At 50.4% G+C, this 25,891-nt stretch carries 23 protein-coding genes and 2 riboswitches; of the genes, 12 read left to right on the forward strand and 11 right to left on the reverse strand.

Features of this window, described 5'->3' with window-relative positions; all coding sequences use genetic code 11:
- Positions 1-43: 43 nt before the first annotated feature.
- Positions 44-496 (reverse strand): type II toxin-antitoxin system HicB family antitoxin, encoded by a 453-nt coding sequence (locus GQS10_RS19300; RefSeq protein ID WP_166245309.1) that lies wholly within the window; start codon positions 494-496, stop codon positions 44-46.
- 763 nt (positions 497-1,259) lie between these two features.
- Positions 1,260-1,751, reverse strand: a complete 492-nt coding sequence (locus tag GQS10_RS19310; protein ID WP_207952353.1) for a hypothetical protein — start codon at positions 1,749-1,751, stop codon at positions 1,260-1,262.
- 131 nt (positions 1,752-1,882) lie between these two features.
- Here GQS10_RS19310 and GQS10_RS19315 point away from each other — a divergent pair, with 131 nt between their 5' ends.
- The 3 genes from GQS10_RS19315 to GQS10_RS19325 all read left to right on the forward strand — a co-directional run bounded on the left by GQS10_RS19315 (position 1,883) and on the right by GQS10_RS19325 (position 3,558).
- Entirely contained in the window at positions 1,883-2,407 is a 525-nt protein-coding gene (locus GQS10_RS19315; protein ID WP_166245313.1) for a hypothetical protein, read from the forward strand.
- 299 nt (positions 2,408-2,706) lie between these two features.
- Positions 2,707-2,985, forward strand: a complete 279-nt coding sequence (locus tag GQS10_RS19320) for a hypothetical protein (protein WP_207952354.1) — start codon at positions 2,707-2,709, stop codon at positions 2,983-2,985.
- Between the two features lie 201 nt (positions 2,986-3,186).
- Positions 3,187-3,558 carry a hypothetical protein gene (locus GQS10_RS19325; RefSeq protein WP_166245317.1) on the forward strand — a complete coding sequence of 124 codons (372 nt, stop codon included), beginning with the start codon at positions 3,187-3,189 and terminating at the stop codon, positions 3,556-3,558.
- A gap of 127 nt (positions 3,559-3,685) precedes the next feature.
- On the opposite strand, the gene GQS10_RS19330 is transcribed toward GQS10_RS19325, so the two are convergent.
- The 4 genes from GQS10_RS19330 to GQS10_RS19345 all read right to left on the reverse strand — a co-directional run bounded on the left by GQS10_RS19330 (position 3,686) and on the right by GQS10_RS19345 (position 5,955).
- Positions 3,686-3,841, reverse strand: a complete 156-nt coding sequence (locus GQS10_RS19330; protein ID WP_166245319.1) for a hypothetical protein — start codon at positions 3,839-3,841, stop codon at positions 3,686-3,688.
- A gap of 55 nt (positions 3,842-3,896) precedes the next feature.
- Positions 3,897-4,403, reverse strand: a complete 507-nt coding sequence (locus GQS10_RS19335) for a GDYXXLXY domain-containing protein (protein ID WP_166245321.1) — start codon at positions 4,401-4,403, stop codon at positions 3,897-3,899.
- 3 nt (positions 4,404-4,406) lie between these two features.
- Positions 4,407-5,624 (reverse strand): DUF2157 domain-containing protein, encoded by a 1,218-nt coding sequence (locus GQS10_RS19340; RefSeq protein WP_166245323.1) that lies wholly within the window; start codon positions 5,622-5,624, stop codon positions 4,407-4,409.
- A gap of 154 nt (positions 5,625-5,778) precedes the next feature.
- Positions 5,779-5,955 (reverse strand): hypothetical protein, encoded by a 177-nt coding sequence (locus tag GQS10_RS19345; protein ID WP_166245325.1) that lies wholly within the window; start codon positions 5,953-5,955, stop codon positions 5,779-5,781.
- A gap of 124 nt (positions 5,956-6,079) precedes the next feature.
- Between GQS10_RS19345 and GQS10_RS19350 the strand changes: the two genes are divergently transcribed.
- Positions 6,080-6,274 carry a YqzE family protein gene (locus tag GQS10_RS19350; protein WP_166245327.1) on the forward strand — a complete coding sequence of 65 codons (195 nt, stop codon included), beginning with the start codon at positions 6,080-6,082 and terminating at the stop codon, positions 6,272-6,274.
- A gap of 61 nt (positions 6,275-6,335) precedes the next feature.
- On the opposite strand, the gene GQS10_RS19355 is transcribed toward GQS10_RS19350, so the two are convergent.
- From GQS10_RS19355 to GQS10_RS19365, 3 genes are all read right to left on the reverse strand, one after another.
- Positions 6,336-7,226 (reverse strand): hypothetical protein, encoded by an 891-nt coding sequence (locus GQS10_RS19355; RefSeq protein WP_166245329.1) that lies wholly within the window; start codon positions 7,224-7,226, stop codon positions 6,336-6,338.
- Between the two features lie 154 nt (positions 7,227-7,380).
- Positions 7,381-8,346 carry a YqhG family protein gene (locus GQS10_RS19360; RefSeq protein WP_166245331.1) on the reverse strand — a complete coding sequence of 322 codons (966 nt, stop codon included), beginning with the start codon at positions 8,344-8,346 and terminating at the stop codon, positions 7,381-7,383.
- On the reverse strand, positions 8,343-10,148 hold the full coding sequence (locus GQS10_RS19365) for a DEAD/DEAH box helicase (RefSeq protein ID WP_166245333.1): 1,806 nt from the start codon (positions 10,146-10,148) through the stop codon (positions 8,343-8,345). Before GQS10_RS19365 ends, GQS10_RS19360 begins: the two co-directional genes overlap by 4 nt.
- 278 nt (positions 10,149-10,426) lie before the next feature.
- A riboswitch (glycine riboswitch) is annotated at positions 10,427-10,524 on the forward strand.
- A 3-nt stretch (positions 10,525-10,527) separates the two neighbouring features.
- A riboswitch (glycine riboswitch) is annotated at positions 10,528-10,657 on the forward strand.
- A 157-nt stretch (positions 10,658-10,814) separates the two neighbouring features.
- Here GQS10_RS19365 and gcvT point away from each other — a divergent pair.
- The 3 genes from gcvT to gcvPB all read left to right on the forward strand — a co-directional run bounded on the left by gcvT (position 10,815) and on the right by gcvPB (position 14,790).
- Positions 10,815-11,915, forward strand: coding sequence for a glycine cleavage system aminomethyltransferase GcvT (gcvT, locus tag GQS10_RS19370; protein ID WP_166245335.1), 1,101 nt, complete (start codon positions 10,815-10,817; stop codon positions 11,913-11,915).
- A gap of 68 nt (positions 11,916-11,983) precedes the next feature.
- Positions 11,984-13,339 (forward strand): aminomethyl-transferring glycine dehydrogenase subunit GcvPA, encoded by a 1,356-nt coding sequence (gene gcvPA, locus GQS10_RS19375; RefSeq protein WP_166245337.1) that lies wholly within the window; start codon positions 11,984-11,986, stop codon positions 13,337-13,339.
- Positions 13,336-14,790 (forward strand): aminomethyl-transferring glycine dehydrogenase subunit GcvPB, encoded by a 1,455-nt coding sequence (gene gcvPB, locus GQS10_RS19380; RefSeq protein WP_341805100.1) that lies wholly within the window; start codon positions 13,336-13,338, stop codon positions 14,788-14,790. Before gcvPA ends, gcvPB begins: the two co-directional genes overlap by 4 nt.
- A gap of 72 nt (positions 14,791-14,862) precedes the next feature.
- On the opposite strand, the gene GQS10_RS19385 is transcribed toward gcvPB, so the two are convergent.
- Positions 14,863-15,462, reverse strand: coding sequence for a YetF domain-containing protein (locus tag GQS10_RS19385; RefSeq protein ID WP_166245341.1), 600 nt, complete (start codon positions 15,460-15,462; stop codon positions 14,863-14,865).
- A gap of 170 nt (positions 15,463-15,632) precedes the next feature.
- Here GQS10_RS19385 and GQS10_RS19390 point away from each other — a divergent pair, with 170 nt between their 5' ends.
- Entirely contained in the window at positions 15,633-16,484 is an 852-nt protein-coding gene (locus GQS10_RS19390) for a lipoate--protein ligase family protein (protein WP_166245343.1), read from the forward strand.
- Positions 16,485-16,571: 87 nt separating this feature from the next.
- On the opposite strand, the gene dat is transcribed toward GQS10_RS19390, so the two are convergent.
- The gene (dat, locus tag GQS10_RS19395; RefSeq protein WP_166245345.1) at positions 16,572-17,408 is read right to left on the reverse strand and encodes a D-amino-acid transaminase; all 837 of its coding nucleotides are present in this window, start codon (positions 17,406-17,408) and stop codon (positions 16,572-16,574) included.
- 586 nt (positions 17,409-17,994) lie between these two features.
- Here dat and GQS10_RS19400 point away from each other — a divergent pair.
- From GQS10_RS19400 to GQS10_RS19415, 4 genes are all read left to right on the forward strand, one after another.
- Positions 17,995-20,562 carry an adenosylcobalamin-dependent ribonucleoside-diphosphate reductase gene (locus tag GQS10_RS19400; protein WP_243735285.1) on the forward strand — a complete coding sequence of 856 codons (2,568 nt, stop codon included), beginning with the start codon at positions 17,995-17,997 and terminating at the stop codon, positions 20,560-20,562.
- Positions 20,563-21,107: 545 nt separating this feature from the next.
- On the forward strand, positions 21,108-22,655 hold the full coding sequence (locus tag GQS10_RS19405) for a response regulator (RefSeq protein ID WP_166245349.1): 1,548 nt from the start codon (positions 21,108-21,110) through the stop codon (positions 22,653-22,655).
- On the forward strand, positions 22,652-24,505 hold the full coding sequence (locus GQS10_RS19410) for a sensor histidine kinase (protein ID WP_166245351.1): 1,854 nt from the start codon (positions 22,652-22,654) through the stop codon (positions 24,503-24,505). The genes GQS10_RS19405 and GQS10_RS19410 overlap by 4 nt, the downstream gene beginning before the upstream one ends.
- Entirely contained in the window at positions 24,487-25,857 is a 1,371-nt protein-coding gene (locus GQS10_RS19415; RefSeq protein ID WP_243735281.1) for an ABC transporter substrate-binding protein, read from the forward strand. Before GQS10_RS19410 ends, GQS10_RS19415 begins: the two co-directional genes overlap by 19 nt.
- Positions 25,858-25,891 lie beyond the last annotated feature (34 nt).

The raw sequence follows: 25,891 nt of genomic DNA on the forward strand, positions 1-25,891 counted from the left end.
AAGTTGGCCCATCGCCTTAACTTAATGACATTGGGGGAGTATCTCACTGCTCTTTTTGTTCTTGATAACGGAGCCCCCTTCGAAGGGAGTCGATGCCTAAGGCTTCCTTTAAAGAGTTCTGTAGAATTTGGGAGAAATTCAAACCAGCTTCCTCAGCCGCGTCCCGCAGCCATTTCGGCAATGTGCAGTTTTTTGTTACAGCCTTGTTAGCTGCTTCATCGCGATACGGAGGCATGTAAACCTCCACGAAAACGATCCGGTCGGTCGCATCCAGCAGCTCAATTTGGTCTGGCGCGGATGGCTCGGGGACAACTTCATTCCTCTCTTCCAGCTCTAATAGCCTAACGACTAGAAGTTCCTTCGTTTGTTTAAGTCCGGTTGTGATATCGGGCACTAGAATCGCTGTTCCCGGGAAGTCGGGAAAGTACATGCCGAGCCCGCCGTCTTCTGCTCTTTCAACTACAACCGGATACATATAATGTGTTTTTAGACTCATGTTATCAGCTCCTCGTTTATTATCTGTGGTAACGCGATTGGGAAGTCCTGGCGAGAATTTAACCCCGGAAGTCCGTTCGATATTTCCCAGTGTTCCTTTCGGAATCACCGCACCGCCACTGAGAAAGCTTATGTCGGCATCTGGTTGGGTCGGTACTGTGTTGTGTCTTTGGTGACTTGATTTGTGTCCGTGATTAGGGGATTTAATGAATCCTGCTTTCTCTAGTGCGTTGATAGCTGCTCCTTTCTATACCCTCATTATAACACGCGTTATTAGCGCGCGATTAATATTATGCGTGTTTTTATGCGTATAAATCAACTCCCTAAATAGGAGTGCTTGTTTCTATATAATGTTAGTATCAATTTTAGGTGGGGAATCATGCTGAACGATATCGAAAGAAAGTGTTGCATATTCTGCGGAATTATTCGAGCATTCTCGCCGGCCGCATGCCGCGAATGAAACTACTGGAGCACAGACCGGCCGCAAGAGGGAGAATATCTTCTACGCGATTGATTCCCTAGCTCAGCGCGGGCATCTTTAATGGGAGAGGCCGCATGTGGAGTCGATCCGGATCATCAACGTGCGGGAGTCAAAGAGTGTGGCGATGTTTAAGCATCCTAGTTTGGAGTTGTGAATAACTCATAATGAGCGGACATAGCCAAACTGTGGTGGAACCGGACAGGATGGATAGTACTGGTTCTGGAATAATTTAATATAGCTTCCCGAAATAAGTAACAGCGCATCCTAAAAGGATAAGCTGTTTTCATTCTAATGAGTTCGCAATGGTCCGTAACTTTTCTAACCCTATTAATGTGCCGTTTTGCTTTATAAATCCAATCCCGTATATAAGTCCAGATTTATAAAAGATAAGTATTTCGGCAGCCGATTCTTTGCCGTTAAAATATCTTGCTTCTGTTCCATCAGAAAGTTTTGTATGGGTACCATTTTTAGGTAGGGGCTTACTTTTAATCTTATCTAAATTGTCGATATCGATGTGAATTGTATTTTTATCTTCATAATAAGTTATTCTTAAAGAGTTTGAAGTTTTGTTATACGAACTTTCTATTTTTGTAGGTCTGAAGGGCAAATCTTTAGGAAGTTGGACTTCTCGATTGTTTTCTTTTTCAAATGCTTCAATATCTTTTTGGACATCCGATTGAAGAGCTTTGTCATTTTTAATGTTCGGGATATTGCCAGTGCCGCCACTTACTAAAGTGATCGTAAGTAAAAGGCTCAAAAGTTTAGTAAATAACATTTTGTGAACCACTCCTCTGGTATCATTTATAGATATCATTCCCATTTTAATCACCAAGAAAAGTAACATTCATATTCAAGGGAAAAAGTGGGTACTTTAAGCCAAAAGTACAAACAGGAGAGATTTACCTCATGTTGAAGAATGTTCTTTTTTGCTTTTCGCTTATCTTGAGTTCGGCATTTAGCTTAAATTGCAATGGGGTTAGCTCAACAGTTTTATCTGAAATCAAGGAAAAAACTGATTTCAGATTTATGCTCCCAATAAGTAACGAATGGAAGGTTGAAGTTAAATATCCGTATCCTCTTGACCTTAGTAAGACAATTTCAATGGTCAGGTTGCATTACTTTGACAGTAATGAAAATTATGTCGTGGGCATTGAGCAGCATAGGGTAAGTGGATACAAGATTACAAGGGAAGAAACAATCATAGACGTAAAAAACAACGAAGAGAGAACAGCGAAAGTTGAAGAATACTTCACACCAATTCAACGTGGAGAATTGGTCTATCTTAACGGTATTGAGGCACGATTTGAATCGTGGGCGAACACTAACAAAGGTGGGATACTCAGATGGATCAACGATGGTACTTATCTTGAAATGGATAGTTCTCGATTGACTAAAACCGAAATGATTGATTTGGCTAAATCAATGAAGTAATGATCCAGAGTTTTATGAGATAAGCTAGAACTCAGGGGCTAATGTAAATAAATAACCACTAAAGGTGCCAAGTTGGCACCCTTTTAGTTTTCATATTAATGGTGAAACGTTTGATCCACTCATTGATATGGTTCAATCGTTAGCACAGCCTGTGGCCGGGGTGATGAAGAAAAGCAGGCTCCTATTTTTAACTAGTAGGAAACATGGTGAGTTGCCTCCCTATAATTTTAAAAATAAAGGAGAAAAAAATGCGTTACCTCAGAATCAGAACGGTGGCTCTTTTTCTATTATTGTTCTTAATGATTGTTCGGCCAAATCAAGAAAGAACAATAGATCCTAAATGTTACGATTCTTTTGTGTGGTCAGATCAAACCTTTGTAATGATAAAAGTCGAGGACGAAGAATTGTTAGAGCCGGGAAATAAGTTGAGTTTCGTAAAGTGTGATAATGGGAAATTAGAATTAGCACCTGATGATGTTGAACCCAATTTTACCGTTTATGATGCGATAGTAACTGAGACACCAAATGATGTTATTGTCAAAAAAATTCTTTATTCAACTAGTCCCCCTAATGAATAATATAAGAAAAAGGCGGTAAAAGAAGTGTGCAGTTGCTTGCTTGCAGGATTGGGGTTGGATTGGGAACGGAATGCAGTATAATGGCGGTAAATTACCAGTTCTTTTTTACGCTGGACGTCATACAAAATAAAGTGGGCTTTCGTTGTCCGCTGAAGAAGAAAAATGCAGCTTGCCCGAGAAAAAAAGGGAGGGTTGTCCAGATTGAAAAAGCAAGCAGTTGTGGAACGTCTGCTATCGCTTCCTAGAGAAATTGAAGGGGCTGAAACGGAGCTTCTTTGGCTTCATAATAAAGTAGAGGAAATCAAAGAAGAAATCAGTCGTCTGGAAGCTGTGGCATTCGGTGAAGGGAAAATTGACGGAACGAACGAGCAGAAGCGAAAAGCGCAGCTGCGTGAGGTTACCGGGGAAGAACGGAAACGTCTTCATGAGCATGAACAAATGAATGTCCTCGCAAGAATCAAGCTGAATCGGTTACATAATGAGTTTAAGGCACTGCGTTCCGTTTCGCTGTTAGTCTCTGATGAGGATGTCGCTTTTACAAGGATGGAATGGGAAGAGGGTACTCGCTCCTAAGGGATATGATGTAGAACGAAAGTTGTGATCTTGCAATGATACATCCAGGTGATAAAAGAACCCCGTATACGGAAAAGCTGATTCATACAAGGGCAGCTTCCCGCACAACGGGGTTATATTTGTTTTTTTACGTCTCTACATCCTCTTCATCCATAACAGTATCGCTGCCGATATCCATCGAATCGTTGATCCGCTGGCCCGGTCTGTTATGATCCGAGGTGTCTTCGTAAATGGTGGCCGGATTCCCGTCGGTTTCCGGCTTGAACTCATCCTTGGTTGGCATGGCTTCCGCAACCTCCTTTTTCGGTTAGGATGCCCAGAAGAGGAGGAATCATGCCCTACTGAATCGTTTCGACGCCTGTAATTTGCGCCTGTCCCCATGGAGCAACTTTTATCGTGACCACGAGCCGATCTGCTTTTTCCTCCAGCTCTTTACCCGTGCCTTCCGGCACGTAGTAGCGCTCCAAGCCGTAGTCGATATCGATTCGCTCCTCCCAGCTGAAATCGACGACTCCCTTGAGAACAACCTCGCCGGCACCTGCCTCTGGCTTTTGCGGATAAACGGCGGCAAGCTCGTATAAGCCTTCCTTTTCGCGAAGCAGGGAGTAGACAACCGTTCCTGCTTCAGGATAAGGCTCGCTGCCTTTCCACTGCGACGGGCTGATCCGGCTGGCATCATACTGTAGAATCACGTAATCGCCGTAGAGAAAGTCACGCGGATCAACGGGAACGGTCTTAAGCTTAATTTCTTGCCCAAGCCAGCCGGTAGCATAAGAGGTGCCGGCCATGCCAAGCAGAAATAAGGTTTGCAGGAGGATGAGAAGATACAGCATATTTTTTTTCATCGGTTATCCCTCCTGGTTGTGTTGAAATAAATGTTTTCGTTTGCGGTTGAGCAGCCAGCTAAGCAGAAGCAGCAGCAGACCGCCTGTTATAAAGAAGAGCGATTTGTCCAAGAAGCCCCAAGTCAGCTTGAAATACGCAATCATGGTCGATACTAAAAACAGCACGGTTCCGATGTTCACGCTTCTGCGGTTTTCTTCCGCGTAGCCTTGGACCAGCACATAAAGCGAGAACACAAAGATGATTATAAGGTAGACGATGCTGATCGCCGGTACAGGCAAGTATACGAGCGGAAGAAATAGCATCCATTGCGGGAAGCTCCGGCTGCTGCCGGCCCTTTGCTTGAACAACCAGGATAAGACAAGCAGTGCGCCAAGCACAGGGATCAATGCGAGCGGCTGGACGAGAATGCTCTCTTTGATATCAAGATGTTCTTCCGATCCGAACATGGACATCGCCATCGCAAAGATAAAAGCGGCGCCTAAGGCTGGGAACTGCAGCGCAGCTCGTTGGGCTGCCGATTTTGCAAAGTCTCCTGCTGTATAGATAAGCAGAAGGGGAACGAGATACCATAGGAACTTCCAATCATTGGAGGTCACGAGCATTAACGATTGAATCACCGCGGTGGCCGACCAAGCGACAGCGGTAAATGTGTCGCGGCTGCGCAGGGCGTAATAGCCGAGGCCTACCAGCAGTAAAACAAAGGCCGCGTAGTTAAAGGAGTGAAAGGAAGTGGAGCTGTAAAATTGCGCGATCGTAACTAAAATTAAGCTGATGGTGTACAAGTATCGACTGCGGTACAAGTAAGCGAGCGCGGTTCCGGCCGCTGACCAAATGACAATCGACAGCGCACTGTATGCGATCATATGGAACATTTGGCCGATTAGGATGATGCTGGCCCCGAAGGTAAACAAGCCGATGCCGATGACTCCGATTCCAAGCGAGGCATGGCCTTTGTCGAGCAGCCGCTGACCGCCGATATAAAAGCCGATCATGGCGGCAATCATCAGGCCGATACGGAACAGCTCGGGCAGGTCCTGCCAGTTTGCAGCGACAAAGCTCAGCACGCCAAGCCCGAGAAGCAGGCAGCCGAGGATTGGAAGCAGACCGATGCTTCGCTGCGGAGCACAGTATAACGATAAAATACGCTCATATTGCTCGCGGGTAATGATTTGCTCATTTACCCATTGCGGTCCTTCTTGTTGTAACCATTTCTTTGACATTGTCATTTCACCTCTTCAGCTGCAATCCTGATTTGCTTTGATATTCACAGTATAGCAACGGGGAAGAGACGTCATAAGTACTAACTTTTTTTAGTACCTCATCATAAGCCTATTCAAAGAAAAAAGCCCGTCGGCAGCGACGAGCTTCCTTTCCTTATTCATCGACGCCGGGGCGGCAGGACTCTTCTCCGGGATTCGTTCTTGCACGCGTGTAGGCGATAACGGTAACCTCTTCGCCTTTCCGTGCGGTTAACTGCTTTTCCAGCTCGTCCAGATGCTTTACATCTGTATTATCGAGATCGGCAAATTCGTAGTTGGACTGAAACACCATGTGGGTGCCCTCCTTTCATTTTAGAAATAGAGTACCCTAAAGCATCGACGGTAATGCTTTCTCGTCGGCAGGTGGAATGAGAGGCGCGGCTGTTGGAAAAAATGGGGGCAAGGGGGCGTAATGAATGGCAAAATCCGAAGAACTTATCCGTTATATTAGCCAGAAGGTTGCAGCAAAAATAATGACTCCAAAGCAGGAGAAGACGGCGGGAACGGATCCGGTCAAAGTAAAGGAGCCTTGGCGAAGCCGCTGGTTCGGCATGATCCCTTATGCGCTGGAAATGTGGCTGGAGCGAGTGAAATCGTATACAAAAAAATGACCTTCGAGCCAAATGCCCGAAGGTCCAAGGTAATATAGAAAGGGAGGAGAATTACCGAAGGTTATTGCTCGCCTTCCCACCGGAAGAAAGCTCCGGCGGAATGGAGCAGCTGCTGCGGAAGAAACCGCGAGCCGTTATGTTCGATGGCGGTGTAAATGAGGTCCGAGTCCCACGAATGGGCGCCGGTCACCGCAAATGGATATATCAAATTGCCCTCGAAGAGGCTGGATTGGTATACATAATGTGAAGCGGGATCGTCGAGCTCGTGAACGGATAAAGAGGGTTCCGGCTCAGCTTCGAGCCAGCCGATATGATCCGTCGGCTCGAACGGCTCCTTTAACTGCTGGTGCAGCACGGTTACACGCCGCTCTGCATTCGTGTACGGAAGCTGGGCTGCCGATGGGCTCCATTCTTTCGGAACCGGGAGCTGCTCGCCTGTTTTGGCGTCCAGCCATAGGCTGCCTTCTGCAGTATCGACTCGCCAGTAGGCGTGGAGTCCGTCTGAATAAACACGCTCGTAAGAATGATGTTCAGGAATAAGGCCGAGCTGCATCAAGGATTGATGCAGAGTTTGCAAACTGAATAAAGGATGATCCCCGATTCCATATTCAAGGAGACGGTATTCGCCGCCGCTTTCCGAGGCGCCGACAATCATATAACCGACGACCGCATCCCCATTATAAATGTGGACGACAAAGCCGTGCTGGCCTGCGCCAAGCGGCGCGCTGCTCCAGCTGGCCCCGGCCCATTTCTCAAAGCCGGGTTTTCCGGCTAAGTCCGCCACCCAATGGCGGACGTTATGATCCAGAACCGACGGCTCCGTTTCAGCAGAAATCGAAATCGCAGCTGTTGTTGTTTCGGCAGCTTGTCCGGTGGAAGCGATGAAGCCGCCGCAGCCTGCTGTGATGAGAGCGGCCGCTGCAATGGTCCGGCACCATTTCCAAATGATCACAAATATCACTCCTCCTAGTTTTCGCTCCGCGAAAACCGGTTCGGAAGCTAAAGCCTCTTTATTCAGCTTATGCTCCTATTGTACAAGCTAGAACCAAAAAAGGTTGTTGTTTCATGTCTTCAAAATCTAAGAGCTTTTGCCGAGTTTCGTCGAGTCACAGCGAATTTCCCTCTAAATGATAGACACCGCAGTTAATCGCGGAAATTTCAATGCGCGGCTTGTACTGCCACTCGATTTCTTGAAGACGCTGTTCAAACTGCTGCTCGACAGCCGGCTTCGTTTCTTCGTCGGCATTTTGCAGCAGCTCCTGATAAAAGGAGCGGATGCGGGCCTGCTCATCCTCGAGCCGCTCCTGCGCTTCAGCGGCCCATTTGTGATCGTAGGGCTCGAGCTTCTTATATAAATGCTCCTCCAGCTGCACCATCGCCTTGGTGAGCGGAATGCTAGGCCGGCTCAGGAATGTATTCACCGGCAGCTTAGGCGTAAGGGTACGGTCAGCCATTTGTTCGTAAAAGGAATCCACGATTGCTCCTGTCATTAAGTTAATGCCGAGGGAATGGATTTCGCCTCGTTTCATATCGCAGCATAGCTCTACCTTGTAATTGACCCCGAGCCAGGTTGTATAGGGAACGGAAGGCGCCGCGCCGCGCGCGGACTGCTTCCGGTGCTCGTAAAGCTGGACGAATTTGCCGCGCGATTTGGCAACGCCGAAAATTTGCTCCAGCCTGCGGCTGCCGTACGTCAGCTCATCCCGCGGAATACGCCCATAGGTGCTGATCGTAGTCGGGGCACTGACGCCGAAGTAATGGCCGAGGATGGAGTCCTTCGCATCGGTAGCAGGTGCCGGTGACGCAGTCTGCGATTGCGGCGATTTCTTTTGCTGCTGCTTCGCTTCTTGTTCCTTCATCTTCTCCGGGTCAAAAACGAAGGTAAAGGTCATCGTTTGCGGCTCCGCTCCGGTCCTCTCCACAAAGCTCCAATAATAATGGCGGCCGGTTAAATCCTTGTCGGCCTCCGGCGACAGCTTTACGGTGACATGGGCCGGCGTTTTTTCAACCACATGGCATTCCGTCGCCTCCAGATAACGCATCACATAGTTTTGGATTTGCTTCGTTTTCATGTGCTCGCCCCCAATGACCCTGCGCCTGCGGCCGGACGGCTCAGCGCGTCGAGGATTGCCGCGGGATCCGGGCCTTTTTCTTTGCTTTCAACTTCGCCTTTGACGGTGTGGAAGGCGTCGCCCAGCTGATGAATGCGCTGCTTGAGCTCATCCTCGTTGCCGGATTCCAGCATGATTTTGTAGAGGCTCGATTCGAAGGAGGTGCCCTGCTTCTCCAGCCGCTCGATAATCATATCCAGCTCGCCGATGACCAGCTCAAACATGTTGATCTTTTCATGAAGCAGATTCAAAATATGCTCCTCGATCGTGCCTTTCGTCGAAAGGTTGTAAATATGAACGTCATTTTGCTGTCCGAGACGGTGGACGCGGCCAATCCGCTGTTCCACGCGCATCGGGTTCCACGGCAGGTCGTAATTGATGATGTTATGGCAGAACTGCAGGTTAATGCCCTCGCCGCCGGCTTCCGTGGCGACCATGACCTGCGCCCGCCCGCGGAATAAATCCATCATCCAATCCTTTTTGCCCCGGTTCATGCCGCCGCGGTAGGGGACTGCGATGATATTGTTTTTCTTAAGATGCATCAGCAGCGATTCCTGAGATGCGCGGTATTCGGTAAACACGATAACCTTGCTGTTAATGCTGCGGATCAGGTCGATCGTTTTTTCCACCTTCGTATTCGCCTTGATTTTGCGGATAATATCGACGATCTCCCAAATTTTATTCCGCACCGGCGAATCCTGCGCCAGCTTTTTGGAGAGATTGGCCAACGTTACGAAAACCGCGTCGCGGGAGGAGCAAACCTCGCGCTGCAGCGTGACGAGCGAGAAGATGCTGCCCATTTCGCCGCTGCCTTCTTCCTGCAGCTTGCTCTTCACAAAATCGTTGACGGCGTGGTACAGCTCCATCTCCTCAGGAGATAGCTCCAAGCTGATATTGCTGACATGACGCTTCGTAAAATGGACGCCGCCGTCGCTGCGCCGATTGCGGATCATGACCTTAGATAAATGTTGCTGAAGCTGCTGTTCATTTTTCGGAATGCGTTTATCGACGACGTAATTGCTGGAAAACTCCGTCTGACCGCCGAGCTGTCCAGGCTTAAGCAGGGTGATTAGATTATAGAGCTCGCCGAGATCGTTCTGGATTGGCGTCGCCGTCAGCAGCAGGCAGTACTTTTTGCGGACATGGTTCACGAACTGATAGTTGGTCGTTTTTTTGTTTTTCAGCTTGTGCGCCTCGTCGATGATAAGCATGTCGTAATCGATGTTGAGCACGACGTCCTTATGCGGGTCGCGTTTGGCCGTGTCCATGGAAGCGACGACGACGTCGAACTGCTCCCACATATGCGCCTTTTTCTGGGCGACGGCTTGTATGCCGAATTTTTGGTTCAGCTCGCGCACCCACTGCAGGACCAGGGAGGCCGGCACCAGGATGAGCGCCTTTTTGACTAAACCGCGAATCATATATTCTTTTAAAATAAGTCCGGCTTCAATTGTTTTTCCGAGGCCGACCTCATCCGCCAAAATGGCCCGTCCGCGCATTTCGTTCAGCACTTTGCGGGCGGTTTCCAGCTGATGCGGAAGCGGGGTCAGCTGCGGGAGATGGCTTAAGCATTGCAGATCGTCAAAGCTGTGGATGAGAGAAGCCTGCTCCGACTCATATGCGAGATCAAACAATGTCGGGTGATCCCAAGGGCCGTTCCGTTCGATCCGAGATTCCAGCTCCCCGAGCCAGCTGCGGTCGAACTGGACGTGCACGTGCTCGTTAATCGGACGAATAGGGTCCGGGATTGCGGGTTTACGCATGGAATTCCTCCTTCTAAGCGAGATCCGGCCAAGCATTACCATCTAGTATGTTCGAAAATAGGAAGATTCATAACCGCCGGCTGAGAAAGGAGGGAGTGTGGGGATGGATTTTGGTACGGTTGGGAAAGGGTGGAAAATGGTGTGAAATGCGAATTAATTCGGTTAGTGTACTGATATTTACGAACGATATTTTAAATATAACGTAATAATGTTCGTTTAATGTATTTGGGGTAGACATTATCTTCCTTACAACCTATAATGATTGTGTGCAAAAGCGAATGATGGGACAGGGAGAGACTGTGTTCACTCGCAGCGCCGAAGGAGTAAGCCGTACGATTGCGGTGAATCTCTCAGGCAAAAGGACCTGTTTCGGACGCAACTCTGGAGAGCGTTGGGATTCGGGTTGATGGAGGATTGCGTCAAATCCGAAGGGCAGCCACCCAAGGGGAAACTTTGCAGTCTGTCATTGGACAGAACAGCAGAGGCAACTCTCAGGTAAAAGGACAGAGCGTCAGGATGACCGCACACAAACGAAGGATCAATCTGTACAGAGGGGCTTTGGGCTCTGGGATGGTGTTCTTCGGTTTGCGGCATGCTGAGGCTATGTCCTTTTTGTGCTGTGTGTGCAAAGAAAGGGAAAGGGAATCCGAGGGGGATGGTGAGGAGATGTCGGGATTGAAACAGACGCCGTTGTACCCATTGTACGGTCAGTACGGCGCGAAAACGATTGATTTCGGCGGCTGGGATTTACCGGTGCACTTCAGCGGAATTATGAAGGAGCATGAAACGGTTCGTACCGCTGCGGGACTGTTTGACGTATCGCATATGGGAGAATTTATTGTAGAAGGACCTGCGGCTGAATCATTTTTGCAGAAAATGACGGTCAACGATGTGTCAGCGCTCGTCCCGGGCCAGGCTCAATACAGCTTGATGTGTTATACGGACGGCGGCGTGGTTGACGATTTGCTGATTTATAAGAAAGCCGATGATTCCTTCATGCTCGTGGTGAATGCGTCCAATATTCAAAAAGATTTCGATTGGCTGGAGCGGCATAGGGAGGATGGGGTTACTCTGGTGAACCTATCCGATGAGATGGCTTTGCTGGCGCTGCAGGGGCCAAAGGCGGAAGCGATATTGCAGCGGATTACGGATGTGCCTCTGCAGGAGCTCGGCCCCTTCCGGTTTGTCGATCAAGCGCAGGCCGGAGACGGCTTGGCGCTCATTTCCCGCACCGGATATACCGGTGAGGATGGCTTTGAGATTTATGTGCGCGCGGAGGAGGCGTGCTCTCTTTGGGAGCAGCTGCTTGAAGTCGGCCGGGAGGACGGCCTGCTGCCGGTCGGGCTTGGGGCGCGGGATACGCTGCGCTTCGAGGCGAGGCTGCCGTTGTACGGACAGGAGCTGAATGCTTCGATTACGCCGCTGGAAGCGGGGCTCGGTTTTTTTGTAAAGCTGAACAAGGGCGCCGATTTTATCGGACGTGCTGCATTGGTCAAGCAAAAGGAAGCGGGGCTTGCGCGCAAGCTCGTCGGTATTGAAATGATCGAGCGCGGCATTCCCCGCACGCATTATGCGGTTGGGCATGGCGATGAGGTCATAGGCGAGGTGACGTCAGGCACACAGTCGCCAACGACGCGCCAAAATGTCGGACTCGCGCTGATTCGCAGCGAGCATGCTCAGCTCGGGACGGAGCTGTGGGTGGAAATCCGCGGCAAACGGGTCGCGGCCCGGGTGGTCAAGACTCCTTTTTACAGCAGAAAGAAATAGGGAAAGAACGCCCCGCTGACATGCGGCACGGGGACAAATGAAGCGATTTAAGGAGAGGAGCTGCGCGAGTGAAGCATCGATATTTGCCGTTAACGGAACAGGATCGTAAGGATATGCTGGACGCCATCGGCGTTCAGAGCATGGAGGATTTGTTCGTTGATATTCCGGAGGGAATTCGCTATAACGAGCGGCTGAAGGTGGGAGAAGCGCTCAGCGAGCCGGAGCTTCTGCGGTACATGCGCAAGCTCTCCGGGAAAAATGCCGATTTTGACCGTTATGCTTCGTTCTTAGGAGCGGGGATGTACGATCATCATTTGCCTGTGGTGGTCGGGCATGTGGTGTCGCGCTCCGAGTTTTATACCGCGTATACGCCGTACCAGCCGGAAATCAGCCAAGGCGAGCTGCAGGCGATTTTCGAATTCCAATCGTATATTTGCGAGCTGACCGGCATGGCGGTGGCCAACGCTTCGATGTACGACGGAGCGACGGCATTGGCTGAGGCGGGGGCGTTAGCGGCGGGAGCAACGAGGCGGCAGAAGCTCGTCGTTTCGCGGGCGGTTCATCCTGAGGCGCGCGCGATCGTTCGGACCTCCGCGAAGGGGCTTGGCCTCGAGGTCGTGGAGGTTCCGCATACAGGTGGCGTGACCGATGCGGAGGCGTTGGCGGCGGCGGTGGATGACAGCACCGCAGCGGTACTGCTGCAGTCGCCGAATTTCTTCGGCTGTATCGAGGATGTAGCGGCCATCGAGGCGGTCGCGCACAGGAGCGGGGCGCTGCTCGTCGTGAGCGCGAACCCGATGTCGCTCGGGCTGCTGGAGCCGCCGGGCAAGCTCGGCGCCGACATCGTCGTCGGCGATGCGCAGCCGTTCGGGATCGCCGCGTCGTTCGGCGGCCCGTCCTGCGGCTACTTCGCAGTCGCGGAGAAGTGGATGCGGCGCATGCCGGGCCGCATCGTCGGCCAAACGGTCGACCGCGACGGCAAGCGCGGCTTCGTGCTCACGCTGCAGGCGCGCGAGCAGCATATTCGCCGGGAGAAGGCGACGTCGAATATATGCTCGAACCAGGCGCTGCTGGCGCTGTGCGCATCCGTGTATTTGTCGACGATGGGCAGGCAGGGGCTGCGGGACGTCAGCAGCCTCAATGTGCAGAAGTCGCACTATGCGGCGCGGCGCTTGAGCCAGGTTGCCGGGGTGACGCTGCCATTTGGCGAGGCCTCCTTTTTCAACGAGTTTGTCGTGAAGCTTCCGGAAGGCGTGCAGGTGGACGCTGTGAATGAAGCTCTGCTGCAGAACGGCTTTATTGGGGGCTTTGACTTGGGCCGCGCGTATGCCGAGCTTTCCGGTCATATGCTGGTGGCGGTCACGGAGCAGCGCACAAAGGATGAGATCGACCAATTTGCACAATGCCTGGAGGGATTGCTGTGAGCGAGCAAAAGCTGATATTTGAATGTAGTCAACAGGGGCGGACCGCTTATGCGCTGCCAGCGTGCGATGTTCCCGAATCGGAGCTTGGGGAGCTAATCAACCCGAGGTTCCTGCGCTCGTCTCCGGCAGAGCTTCCGGAAGTGTACGAGGTTGATGTCATTCGCCACTATACGGCGCTATCGAGACGTAATTTTGGGGTCGATAACGGGTTCTATCCGTTGGGCTCATGCACGATGAAATATAACCCGAAAATTAATGAGGATATTGCGCGGATGCCGGGCTTTGCCAAGATCCATCCGTATCAGCCGGAATCTTCGGTGCAGGGAGCGCTGGAGCTCCTTTACCACCTGCAGCAGGATTTGGCTGAAATTACCGGCATGGACCGGGTGACGCTGCAGCCTGCTGCCGGGGCCCACGGCGAATGGACCGGTCTTATGATGATCAAGGCGTATCATGAGAGCCGCGGGGAGGCGCGCACAAAGGTGATCGTGCCGGATACGGCGCATGGCACAAACCCTGCGAGTGCAACGGTCGCCGGGTTTGAAACGGTGACGATCCCGTCCGATGCAAGCGGGCTGGTCGATTTGGCTGCGCTGCGGGCGGCAGTCGGGCCGGATACGGCCGCGCTCATGCTGACGAACCCGAGCACGCTCGGCTTGTTCGAGACGGATATTGCGGAAATCGCCTCGATTGTACATGAGGCGGGCGGGCTGCTCTATTACGACGGCGCGAACGCGAATGCGATTCTTGGGATTTCGCGCCCCGGCGATATGGGCTTCGACGTTGTGCATTTGAATTTGCACAAGACGTTCTCGACGCCGCATGGCGGCGGAGGGCCGGGCGCAGGTCCGGTCGGCGTGAAGGAGATCTTGGCGCCTTTTCTGCCGGCGCCTGTGGTGGCTAAGGGCGCCGACGGCGCGTTCCGGCTGGAGGGCGATATTCCACAGTCGATCGGCCGGGTGAAGGCGTTCTACGGCAACTTCGGCATCCTGGTGCGCGCGTACGCGTACATCCGCACGCTTGGGCCGGACGGCCTGCGCGCGGTATCGGAGAACGCGGTGCTGAACGCGAACTATATGCTGCGGCGGCTGGCGCCGTATTACGACGTGCCGTTCGACCGCGTCTGCAAGCACGAGTTCGTGCTTTCGGGCAAGCGTCAGAAGAAGCACGGCGTGCGCACGCTTGATATGGCGAAGCGGCTGCTCGACTTCGGCTATCATCCGCCGACGGTGTATTTTCCGCTTATCGTGGAGGAATGCATGATGATCGAGCCGACGGAGACGGAGAGCAAGGAAACGCTCGACGCCTTTATTGAGGCGATGATCCAGATTGCCCGCGAGGCGGAGGAGACGCCGGAGCTGGTGCAAAACGCGCCGTACACGACGATCGTCAAGCGCCTCGATGAGGCTCAGGCGGCCCGCAAGCCAGTGCTCAACTGCAGCTGCGGTTGAGCACCGCTGCAGTCCGGGTGCAGGAGTCCGCAGATTCTCCGATCCCCAAGCCCCGCGACAAAGCCGCCACACTTAATGCACAAGTGTCGGCGGCTTGGCGTCGCGGGGCTCTCCCTTTTTGCCCACTGAAATATGCAGCTCTCGCTCCTCGTTGATGGAGGCGAAGGTAACCTGCTCGACACGGATGGAATTGTCGCTCAGCACCTTTTTCAGCCAATTTTCGTCGAGGTCGAGGTACTCCAGTACTTCCTTGTAAATTTTCCCTTCAACAATAACGGGATAATGCATACCCTGTGCATCTTTGCTGGAGCCGTCGTCGGACCGGGCTGCCGGCCCTTTCAAAAGGCCGTCGTTTAAAACGGGCTCTTGAATTCCTTTCCTTTTCTTCATCGTAAGGGTTCCGTTCGTTTCCATAATGCCTTGTAACATTCGTAAGAAAAGCAGGTGAAGAACCAAGAGGACGGCAGCCGCTGCAATCGGATATAAAGGATGAATGGCAGGGTTGACAATCGTGGCACCCAAAATGACCCCTAGCACGAGCATGATCATAAAATCGGAGGCCGGAAGCTCGGAAACCTTGCGTTTTCCTAGGAACAAGGCAGAGCCAAGCAGGAGCGGAGCCAAAGCGGCCAGACGGAGCAGTTCATCGAACAGCTTATCCATATCTTCCATAACATCCCCCGTGTGTTTGTCTCGTTCAACAGGCTTCCCGTAACCTGAGGAGAGTAAACATTTTTTAACAGGCAGGGTCTGGGAAGGGGAAAAGCTCCAGCTGCTTGGACGAGAAAATCGCGATCGTGTATGATGAGAAGAAAATGGTTTGTGTTGTGGGGGAAGCATACATGGAAACAACGACTTGGAGATTTATCGATACGGGCAAAGGCTCGCCTGCTTGGAATATGGCTGTGGATGAAGCGATTTCGATTGTGCATGGACAAGGGAAAGTGGCTCCGACCTTGCGTTTTTATGGATGGGATCCGGCAACCCTGTCGATCGGATATTTTCAAAAGGCGGAGGAAGAGGTTGATTTTGCGGCGCTTGCAAGGGAAGGACTCGGCTTTGTGCGTCGGCCAACCGGGGGAAGGGCGGTTTTGCACGATCAGGAGCTGACATACAGTATCATAGTAGATGAAAAGTATCCCGGGATGCCGCGCGGAGTGACGGAGGCGTACCGTGTGCTTAGCGAGGGGCTGCTGTATGGCTTTCAGGCGCTCGGGCTGGACGCGGAGATGGTGAATCTCGCATCGGAGGAAGAAAAGGCGAAGTACGCTGCCGCAGGAGGCTCGTCGGTTTGCTTTGATTCGCCGAGCTGGTACGAGCTTGTGGTGGAAGGCCGGAAGGTAGCGGGAAGCGCGCAGACCCGGAAGCATGGAGTCATTTTGCAGCATGGCTCGATTTTATTGGAAATGGATATTGAAAAGCTGTTTTCGGTGCTGCGGTTTCCGAGCGAACGCTTGAAGGAGCGCTTGATGCGTTCGTTTCCCGATAAAGCGGCGGCGATTCAGGAGCTGCTGCGGGCGAGAGGGCTCGAGGAAACGACGATGGACAAGGTGACGGAAGCGTTCCGGGAGGGATTGGCTCGTGGCCTTGGCGTGAAGCTGGTGCCATCCGAGCTGACTGACGAAGAAAAACAATTGGCCGCTGAGCTTGCGGCGGAGCGGTATGGGCACGATTCCTGGAATTTGCGAAGGTAAGATAAGCTGTGAAAACGAAACAGGCCATCGCATGCAAGCGGCAGGCCTGTTTTGTGCTGTTTTCGGGCTTCGATGTCGGAGAGGGGATTATGATGGAGGCAGCGTAGTCTCAAAAGCTTCCTGAAGGCGTTTCGTGAGCGGCCCCGGGGTTCCTGCACCGATCGGTTGCTGATCCACCTGAATCACCGGCGTAATCTCCACGGTTGTACCGGCGATAAACGCTTCGTTGGCGTTTCGCAGCTCGTCAAGCGTAAAGGCGCGCTCCTCGGCTGGGATCGCAAGCGTTTGGGCGAGCCGGAGTACTACCATGCGGGTGATGCCATGCAGGATGAGGTTGTTGGCAGGATGCGTCAGTAAGCGGCCGTCCTTTACGATAAAAAGATTCGAGGCGCTGCATTCGGTGACGGTGCCGTCCCGGTGCATAATGGCTTCTTGTGCTCCTGCATCCAGCGCTTCCTGCTTGGCCATAACATTAGGAAGCAGGTTTAAGGTTTTCATGTCGCAGCGCAGCCAGCGGATATCGGGCAGTGTAATGGCGGAAATGCCTGCGCGCATCGAATCCAGAGGCCGTTCGACATGGCTGCAGAAGCCAAGAGTGACCGGCTCCGCATTTTTGGGAAACGGATGGCTTCTGGATGCCGCTCCGCGGGTGATCTGTAAATAAACGCTGCCGTTTACGATCGCGTTGGCTGCGAGCAATTCGTCAAGCCAAGCATTGAATTGGGGAATACTCCAAGGGAGCGTTATTTTAATCCCTTTTGCGCTTCGTTCAAGACGTTCGTTATGCGCATCGCGTTCGTAGAAAGCGCCATTATAAACGCGATACACCTCGTAAATTCCGTCCCCGAAATGATAACCCCTGTCCAAAGGGCTGACCTGTACATCCTCTTGATCGATGATCGCGCCGTTCCAAAGTATTTTCACAGCTGCATTCCTCCCCTCGCTTACTCACGGCACACCGCCCATTGAATATAATGAGATAAAATATACCTGTGAGTAATTGCGAACATGTGTTTGTATATTTCGATTTATGTATGGTATACTAAAAAAGCTTGATACTACATTATCGCATTCCATCACGGGCTGTCAAAATCAGGATTTCAATAAATTGGAGTCAAAAATAGTCGAATTATGTCGTTTATTTTTGATTATTGGGGATGCGAGAAAATGAGATATCAGGAGAAATAGAAAGCTTGGACGATTTATAAATCTATTAAAACTGAAATTCGGTCTTCTGCCTGATAGGCACACAAGATCTAGTGTTGTATAATGAAACACGCACACAACATATAGTGCCTGGTACATAAACTATTTAACACCAGTGCAGGCGGAAAATGCCGAACCCAAGAAATCGCGCTAGATCAACGATTTCTCCGGTTTTTCGACATTTTCGTGTATGTTGTATTTTTTTTTGGGAGGTCGCTGCGTTTTGGAGACGAAGCAACTGTTGGATAAGAAAGCAAGCCGATTAGAAGGTTTAAGCGAGAAAATTTTTCTTGATCGATACGCGATGAAGGATGCCGACTCGAACAACACGAAGGTCGGTGACGTTGTTCTTGTGTTAACGAAGGATGATCCGAAATTCCCGGCAAAGGAAGTTGGGGAGGTTATCGCGCGTAACGGCAAGAATGTAACTGTAAAGCTTCGCAGCGGCGACACCATCGAATCTAGCATTGAGAAGCTAACCTTGACGGTGGAGAAGACTCCAGACGAGCTTTGGGACCGTTTGGCTAAGGCGATGGCTTCGGTTGAGGCCCCGGAAAAACAGCAGGAATGGACTGAAAAGTTTCGATATATACTTGATGATTGGAAGCTCGTTCCAGGCGGACGGATTGCTGCCGGAGCGGGAGCAAGCGACGAGCTGACGTTGTTCAACTGTTACGTCATTCCATCGCCGCATGACAGCCGCGGCGGCATTATGCAGACGCTGAGCGAAATGACGGAAATTATGTCCCGCGGCGGCGGCGTAGGAATTAACCTTTCTTCGCTTCGTCCGCGCCGTTCGATTGTGCAGGGCGTGAACGGCTCTTCTAGCGGTGCTGTTTCTTGGGGCGGTCTGTTCAGCTACACGACCGGTTTGATTGAGCAGGGCGGCTCGCGCAGAGGCGCGCTCATGCTCATGATTAACGATTGGCACCCGGATCTGCTTGATTTTATTACCGTGAAGCAAACGATGGGCCAAGTTACGAATGCGAACTTGTCCGTATGCGTGAGCAACGGGTTTATGAAGGCTGTAAAGGAAGATCTGGAATGGGAGCTTGTTTTCCCAGACACGAAAGCGGAAGGCTACGATGAGCTGTGGGACGGCGATCTGGCCAAGTGGAAGCAGCTCGGTAAGCCGGTAAAGCATTACCGTACCGTCCGTGCCCGCGAAGTATGGCATACGATTATTGAATCTGCCTGGAAATCGGCGGAGCCGGGCATTGTATTTATGGAATACTACAACGAAATGTCCAACAGCTGGTACTTCAACCCGATTATTTGTACGAATCCGTGCGGTGAGCAGGGATTGCCGGCTTGGGGCGTTTGTAACCTGTCTGCGATTAACCTTTCCAAGTTCTATGATGCGGAGAACCATGATGTCGCTTGGGAGGATCTCGCGAAGACGGTTCAATACTCTGTACGCTTCTTGGATAATGTCATCGATAAGACACCATATCACTTTGAAGAAAACCAGAAGAATCAAACCAGTGAACGCCGTGTCGGCCTAGGCTCAATGGGTCTTGCCGAGCTGATGATCAAGCTTGAAATCCGTTACGGCAGCCCGGAATCACTTGAGTTCCTGGATAAGCTGTACGGCTTCATGGCGAAGGAAGCTTATGTCGCTTCCGCGAATATCGCCGGAGAGAAGGGCTCGTTCACACAGTTCGATTACGAGAAGTTCATGCAGTCCGGCTTCATGAAGAACATCGTGAAGGAGTTTCCGGAGGTTGGAACTTCGATCAAGAAGAACGGAATGCGCAACGTTACGGTTATTACCCAAGCTCCGACTGGAAGCACGGGTACGATGGTTGGAACCTCTACAGGCATTGAGCCTTACTTTGCCTTTGAATATTATCGTCAAAGCCGACTTGGCTTCGATAAACAGTACGTACCGATCGCGCAGGAATGGAAGGATAAGCATCCGGGACAGGAGCTTCCGGCTCACTTCGTAACGGCTATGGATTTATCCGCTGAAGACCATATTCGCGCGCAAGCGGCGATCCAAAGATGGGTGGACAGCTCCATTTCGAAGACGGCCAACTGTCCGTCGGACTTTACCGTTGAAGAGACGAAGCGTCTTTATGAGCTCGCTTTTGACCTTGGCTGTAAGGGCGTTACGATTTACCGTGACGGCAGCCGTGATGTTCAGGTGCTTTCGACCGATAAGAAAGACGGCAAGAAGGACGAGAAGGCGACTGCATCGACCGAAGTTGAATCTGCAGCTGCAGCCGTGTCTGCTTCTACCGAAGGTCAAGACACACAGGCAATTGCAAGCCTCAATGGCTCGTTGAATGCAGGGGTCGACGCGAAAACCGAAGAGGTCTTTGATCAAGAGTACCGCCGCCGTCCGCAGGTTCTGCGAGGCAGCACGTACAAAATCAATACGCCATTCGGCATGGCATATATTACGATTAACGATATGAACGGCACGCCGAGCGAGATTTTCCTTAATGTCGGCAAAGCGGGCTCCGACGTATTCGCCATGGCAGAAGCGTTGGGACGTGTCTGCTCCTTATTCCTTCGTTATGGAGACCATGGCAATAAGGTTAGCCTGCTGATTAAGCATTTGAAGGGCATTGGCGGGTCGGGCGCCATCGGCTTCGGCGCCAACCGTGTTGAGTCGATTGCGGATGCGGTAGCCAAAGCGCTTGAGATGCATCAGGAAGGCAGCACAAGCTTAGCGGAAGCGGGAGCTGGGGCTCATCAGGCGGCTGCGCTGAAGGAAGCGCCGGTGGCGTACACGGCAGCTGCGCCGGCAGCATCGAAGCCAACGGCGATCTCTACCGATCTTTGCCCGTCCTGCGGCTCGGCAGCGCTCGTGAACACGGAAGGCTGCAAGACTTGCAGCAACTGCGGGTACAGCCGTTGTAGTTAAGGGGGTTTGGTTCTTTAAAGAACACTCCCCGCGACACACAGAAAAAAACGAAATAATTCAGGGTATCAAGCCACGATGAGACTAACACTCGCATCGTGGTTTTTCTTTTTTTATAATCGCCGCGGCGGTTCTTCAAAAAATCCGCCGGACACGTAAAAATGCAAATCCGGTCGTGAGCCAAGGGCCCAGATCACTGGTACTACTGATTGGACCGATGACGAGCCCTTATCGGCTATACGTGAATGTTGTGTTATTGCCGCGATACGTGTATGAATCTCGAAAAATGCATAACAGCTTAAATAGTGTTAAGCGTGGGTTATCACAAATCAAATCCTACAAGAAGCCTTAATTTAGAAACTAACCGCGAAGGAGTAGAGCTCTTGCTTACATAGAAGCAAGGGCTTGCCATTTGGCGATGCACGATTTGGAATATGCGTTCTTATTGAACAAAGATCGTACTATTTTCCAATAAAAATGATATGTGCTTATGCACAGAAAAGAGTATATTATTTGTTGATAACGCTTTCATTTTAAGGGGGATGAATGTGAGAACGATAATGATCGTGGACGATGAGGTTCGGCAAGTTAAATCTCTCTCAGCGGTCATCCGAAGAATTCGTCCGACGTATCGGACCTTGGAAGCGACGGATGTAAAGATGGCCTGGGAGCTACTGGAGCTTGAACAGATCGATGCGGTGCTCACCGATATTCGGATGCCGGAGGAAGACGGTCTTACCCTTGTTGAATGGATTGCTACCAAGAAGCCTCATATTCGAACGGTAATCATTAGCGGCTACGGTCAATTCGATTATGCGCAGAAAGCTATTGAGCATCGGGTTGCCGAATATCTTATCAAACCAATTGGTCTTTCGGATATTGAGCGCATTATCGTTAAGCTGGAGGGACTATTCGAACAAGACAATAAACATCAGGAGTTGAGCAAAGAACGCTATTGGCATCAGGCCATTAAAGGCATTCTTACCGAGGAGCAACGGCAACTAATGGAAAGATATGCGCCTTCTGATGGTCCGGGGCTTGCCCTCGTGTTTGAGATGAGCGGCACTGCCGGTATGGACCGAATGGCATTGCTTAAAGAGCGTTGGACTGTCGAAACTGTTGTCCTCGGACAGTGTGAGACATTTACCGATTTTAACGAGCATCATATCGTGAGTCTTGTTTGGCTGAACCATAATATTGTGGCTAAGCCGTCAGAAATGGTAATGAAGATCAGCCGAGCGTTGGAGCGTGTAAGGGCGGACGGTTTTGAGGACATTTCCGTGGGAGTGAGCCGTGTCTACGCGCACTTTCATATGGATGTGATCGTTTCGTATGGTGAAGCAGTACTAGCATTGCGGCACCGGTTCTATGCATTGGAGGATACAGTCTTCTGGAGATCGGATGTTCAGCCATTTATAGAGAAAGTATCGCCAAACGCGAAGGAGATCACGGAACCGCTTATTTCGGCAATCAAGGCGGATGAACGCAGCCGGGCACTACAACTGGTGAATTCCTTCTTCCAGCCGAGAGAGACGTCGCCATATCCAGAACCGGGACTGATCCGAGATGAAGTAAGTCTCATGGTATGGCAGCTTCTCCACGGCTTGAAAAGTCTTTTACCTGCGGACGACGATGAGTGGGAGTATGGACGGTTGCGGAAGAAGTTCAACCGATACCGGGATTACCAAGAGCTTCGGCTTAGGTTTAAAGAGTTCGTCCTGCAGCTAATAGAATTGGCCAAGAAGACGAATTTAGATAAGAACGGTCTTCTGATTCTCCGTTGCCAGAATTATCTTCAGCAGCATTACATGGACGATATTTCGCTTGAGTCGGTTGCAGCAATGTTTCATTTTAACTCATCGTATTTCAGCAATTTATTTAAACAGCGAACAGGGATAAACTTTACGGAATATCTTCTGGATCTGCGCATTAACAAAGCAAAGCTGATGCTGGAGCAATCAGATGACAAAATTTCGAGTATCTCGTTGAGGACGGGATTCAAAACCCCCGCATATTTCAACAAAATGTTTAAACGCGAAACCGGCATATCGCCCAAAGCGTTTCGGCAAATGCAAGGCAGCGGTGCCGCAAAATGAAGTCATGGATTCGAACCTTAAAAGAAGGTCGGTTGCATACGAAGCTGCTCCTTACATATGTCATGCTGCTCACAGGTACCATCCTTATCTTTGGCATCAGCGACTTTCGTCTGAATCGTAGTACAGTGCTCGATATGGCGCAAAAGGATGTCTTCACCATCGTCCGAAAAAACAACGAAATTATTGATGCGAAATTTTCACGGATCCGCGAGATGATCTACGGATTTATGGAGGATGATGATTTTTATGAGACGTTCTCGAGACTTGACAAGAACAATAAGACGGCCGTGCTTGCGGCCGATATACGGATAAAAAGGATTCTAGACAAGTATTTTGCGCAGTCACAAGATCTGTATTCCGTGCAAATAGCGACTTCTTATTTCATTTTCGGCACGTCTTCTTCAGCGAATAGCGAGCACGCGAAAAATTTCATACCTATTAGTGGATTCGGAAATACCCAATTGGACCGGACGGCCAAGGAGGGGGAGGGGAAAATTCAGTGGGTGCCGACATATAACTTTGCAGATATGTACCAAGTTTCGTATCTCAAGAGTATGGAATATGATTATAAGTATTTGTTTTCCGCTGTATCCTTAATTCAAGGCTCTTACTATAAGGGTAAATTCCGAGCTTATACGGATCTTGAGGACAAGCCGACTCTGCTGCTGAATTTCAAGGATTCCTTATTTACAAATGTGTTTGAAGACAGCATTCCCGTCAGAGGCTCTTCCTATATGGTCGTCGACTCGAACGGTCAGATTATCGCACATACCGATCGTTCTTTACTGACAACAAAGGTAGGTCTTCCAATGCTTAAGGAATTAATGAATGACAAAAGCGGCGTACGAATGGCCAGGATCGGCGGAGAACAGCAAGTGCTTGCTTTTGCTCGATCGAATATTACGGGATGGCTGAGTATAGCCGTCATTCCTCCAAGCGAGCTGTTGGCCCCAATAACGAAGCAGTACGTTCGAAACATGTTAATTTCTGTAGCCATCATTACCGTTGTATTTGTTGCGTTTTCCTATTTTCTTTCGATGCTCATTACGAATCCGTTCCGTACCATGATTCGGGCGATCGTCAATACGGGGGAAGGGAGGTTCGAAACACGTTTTGAACAGAGCGGTAGCTATGAGTTTCGTATTTTGATGAAAAAATTCAATGATATGAATGAGAATATCGTGAAGTTGATTCAAGAAAACTACGAGACCCAGATACGTGAGAAGGAAGCTCAAATAAAAGCACTCAACCTGCAGTTGGATCCCCATTTTATGTATAACACACTCAATATGGTCAGTCTAATGGCGCTTGAAAAAGAGGAATATGAGATTAGCGATATCGTCGTGAGTTTGTCCAAAATGTTGAAATATATGGTGAAGCAAGAGTCGAACCTAGTTCGATTTCGAGATGATCTGACGTACCTAGAAAGTTATGTGACAATTATGAGCAACCGCTTTGAGGGCGCTTTCGAAGTTATTTACGATATTGACGAACAAATGCTAGGCGATGAGGTACCGAAGTTTTTCCTGCAGCCGCTTGTTGAGAATGCGTTCGTCCATGGCTTCAAAAAGCTGAGCCGGGGAGGGAAGCTTCGCATTTCATGCCGATGCTCGAAGGAGGCTCGGATCTATCTGATCGAGGATAACGGGGAAGGAATGGATATGGCCAAACTGGCCTCAATGCTGGAAGGCAGCAAACACGTGGGCATTACTAACGTTAACCGTCGAATTCATATTCTCTACGGCGAGCCTTACGGTCTTCAGATTGCGTCCGTGCCCGGTCAAGGTACGACGGTGACCGTGACGCTTCCGCCTGCCCAGGAGGGACTGACTTGCGGAAAACAGGATTAATCATAATTACTGCGGTGATCATGTTTGCTATGACGTTACTCTTATGGAGATCGAATATGCGCACATCTGACCCAGACCCGCAAATAGAGTACCCGAATCATATAACGTTGAAATTTACGTATTGGGGTTCGATTGAGGAGAAAAAGGTTATCGAGCAAACGCTCTCGGAATTTACAAGAGCCTATCCATGGATTTCGATTGAGCCGATTCATTTTCCGAACTCCGACTACAATACGAAAATGATGGCGATGTCCGCTTCCAATGAAGAACCGGATTTGGCGTACATGACGACTGAGCTAGGAGAAGCATTTAGCCGAGAAAATAAATTTTTGAATCTGTTTGAATTTTTGGCTAAAGATGATGAATTAAATAAAGACGATTTTCTCGATTATATCTGGTATAAGTCCGCCGAAGACTACGCATGGGGCGTCAGTACAGCGGCAGAATGCTTTGGGCTATTCTACAGGAAGGATCTATTGAAGCAAGCAGGTGTAAACCCGCCTTCACCGAAAGCTGAACAAGCATGGAGCTGGGGGCAACTTGTGGATGCGGCCAAGAAGCTTACGCTTGATAGTCAGGGCAGGAACGCTTACGATCCTGCCTTTGATAAAGACCATATTGTTCGCTACGGTATCATGTTCGAGACGTGGTCGGACCCACTGAACAATTTTATTTTCAGTAATGGTGGTGATTGGGTCAGCAATGACAGGAAGCAGTTTGCACTTCAGTCGCCGCAAGCAGCGGAAGCAATTCAGCATTTGGCCGATCTAATCAATGTTCATCATGTGGCACCTTCGCCATACGAGTCGAAATCGCTTCCATCCATGAGTATGTCACTGCAGGCTGGTCTAGCAGCGATGATCGTTGATGGCCAGTGGATTAATCTTGATTTGGGTAAAGCAGGGGTCGACTTTGATATTGGTGTGCTACCTAAGCTAAAGAATAGCGTGACGGTAGGACTGAGCGGAGCGACGGTCATTTTTCGCTCATCTGAACATCCGAAGGAAGCATGGCTGTTGTATAAGTGGCTCTCGGATCCGAGCAAATCTTTGTCTTTGTACTCCGACGGTTTATGGATGCCTGTACTAAAGAAGTGGTACACGGATCCGGTTCTTGTCGACGCATGGGTTAACTCTAATCCAGCGGCGCATCCACCAGGGTTCAGAGAAGCAATGATGAAACAGTTACTGGAAAATGGACGACCAAGTGTTGGATATTATCTTCAGAACCAATTAGAGATTTTTCCTGAAGTCACTGAAGGATTGATTCCCGTATGGCAAGGTGAGAAAAAGGCCATTGATGCCCTACAGGAGATCGCAAAGAAAGTAAGTGTTCTATTTTCGCAAAAATAGTCAAAAAAACGAATAATATTGCAATTTTGGCCCT

This window comes from Paenibacillus turpanensis (assembly GCF_011421635.1).
GTDB classification, from domain to species: domain Bacteria; phylum Bacillota; class Bacilli; order Paenibacillales; family YIM-B00363; genus Paenibacillus_AK; species Paenibacillus_AK turpanensis.

Coding starts and splice junctions, on each gene's coding strand:
- GQS10_RS19300 (WP_166245309.1), bottom strand. CDS start 496: ATGAGTCTAAAAACACATTATATGTATCCGGTTGTAGTTGAAAGAGCA.
- GQS10_RS19310 (WP_207952353.1), bottom strand. CDS start 1,751: ATGTTATTTACTAAACTTTTGAGCCTTTTACTTACGATCACTTTAGTA.
- GQS10_RS19315 (WP_166245313.1), top strand. CDS start 1,883: ATGTTGAAGAATGTTCTTTTTTGCTTTTCGCTTATCTTGAGTTCGGCA.
- GQS10_RS19320 (WP_207952354.1), top strand. CDS start 2,707: ATGATTGTTCGGCCAAATCAAGAAAGAACAATAGATCCTAAATGTTAC.
- GQS10_RS19330 (WP_166245319.1), bottom strand. CDS start 3,841: ATGCCAACCAAGGATGAGTTCAAGCCGGAAACCGACGGGAATCCGGCC.
- GQS10_RS19335 (WP_166245321.1), bottom strand. CDS start 4,403: ATGAAAAAAAATATGCTGTATCTTCTCATCCTCCTGCAAACCTTATTT.
- GQS10_RS19340 (WP_166245323.1), bottom strand. CDS start 5,624: ATGTCAAAGAAATGGTTACAACAAGAAGGACCGCAATGGGTAAATGAG.
- GQS10_RS19345 (WP_166245325.1), bottom strand. CDS start 5,955: ATGGTGTTTCAGTCCAACTACGAATTTGCCGATCTCGATAATACAGAT.
- GQS10_RS19350 (WP_166245327.1), top strand. CDS start 6,080: ATGGCAAAATCCGAAGAACTTATCCGTTATATTAGCCAGAAGGTTGCA.
- GQS10_RS19360 (WP_166245331.1), bottom strand. CDS start 8,346: ATGAAAACGAAGCAAATCCAAAACTATGTGATGCGTTATCTGGAGGCG.
- GQS10_RS19365 (WP_166245333.1), bottom strand. CDS start 10,148: ATGCGTAAACCCGCAATCCCGGACCCTATTCGTCCGATTAACGAGCAC.
- gcvT (WP_166245335.1), top strand. CDS start 10,815: ATGTCGGGATTGAAACAGACGCCGTTGTACCCATTGTACGGTCAGTAC.
- GQS10_RS19385 (WP_166245341.1), bottom strand. CDS start 15,462: ATGGAAGATATGGATAAGCTGTTCGATGAACTGCTCCGTCTGGCCGCT.
- GQS10_RS19390 (WP_166245343.1), top strand. CDS start 15,633: ATGGAAACAACGACTTGGAGATTTATCGATACGGGCAAAGGCTCGCCT.
- GQS10_RS19400 (WP_243735285.1), top strand. CDS start 17,995: ATGAAGGATGCCGACTCGAACAACACGAAGGTCGGTGACGTTGTTCTT.
- GQS10_RS19410 (WP_166245351.1), top strand. CDS start 22,652: ATGAAGTCATGGATTCGAACCTTAAAAGAAGGTCGGTTGCATACGAAG.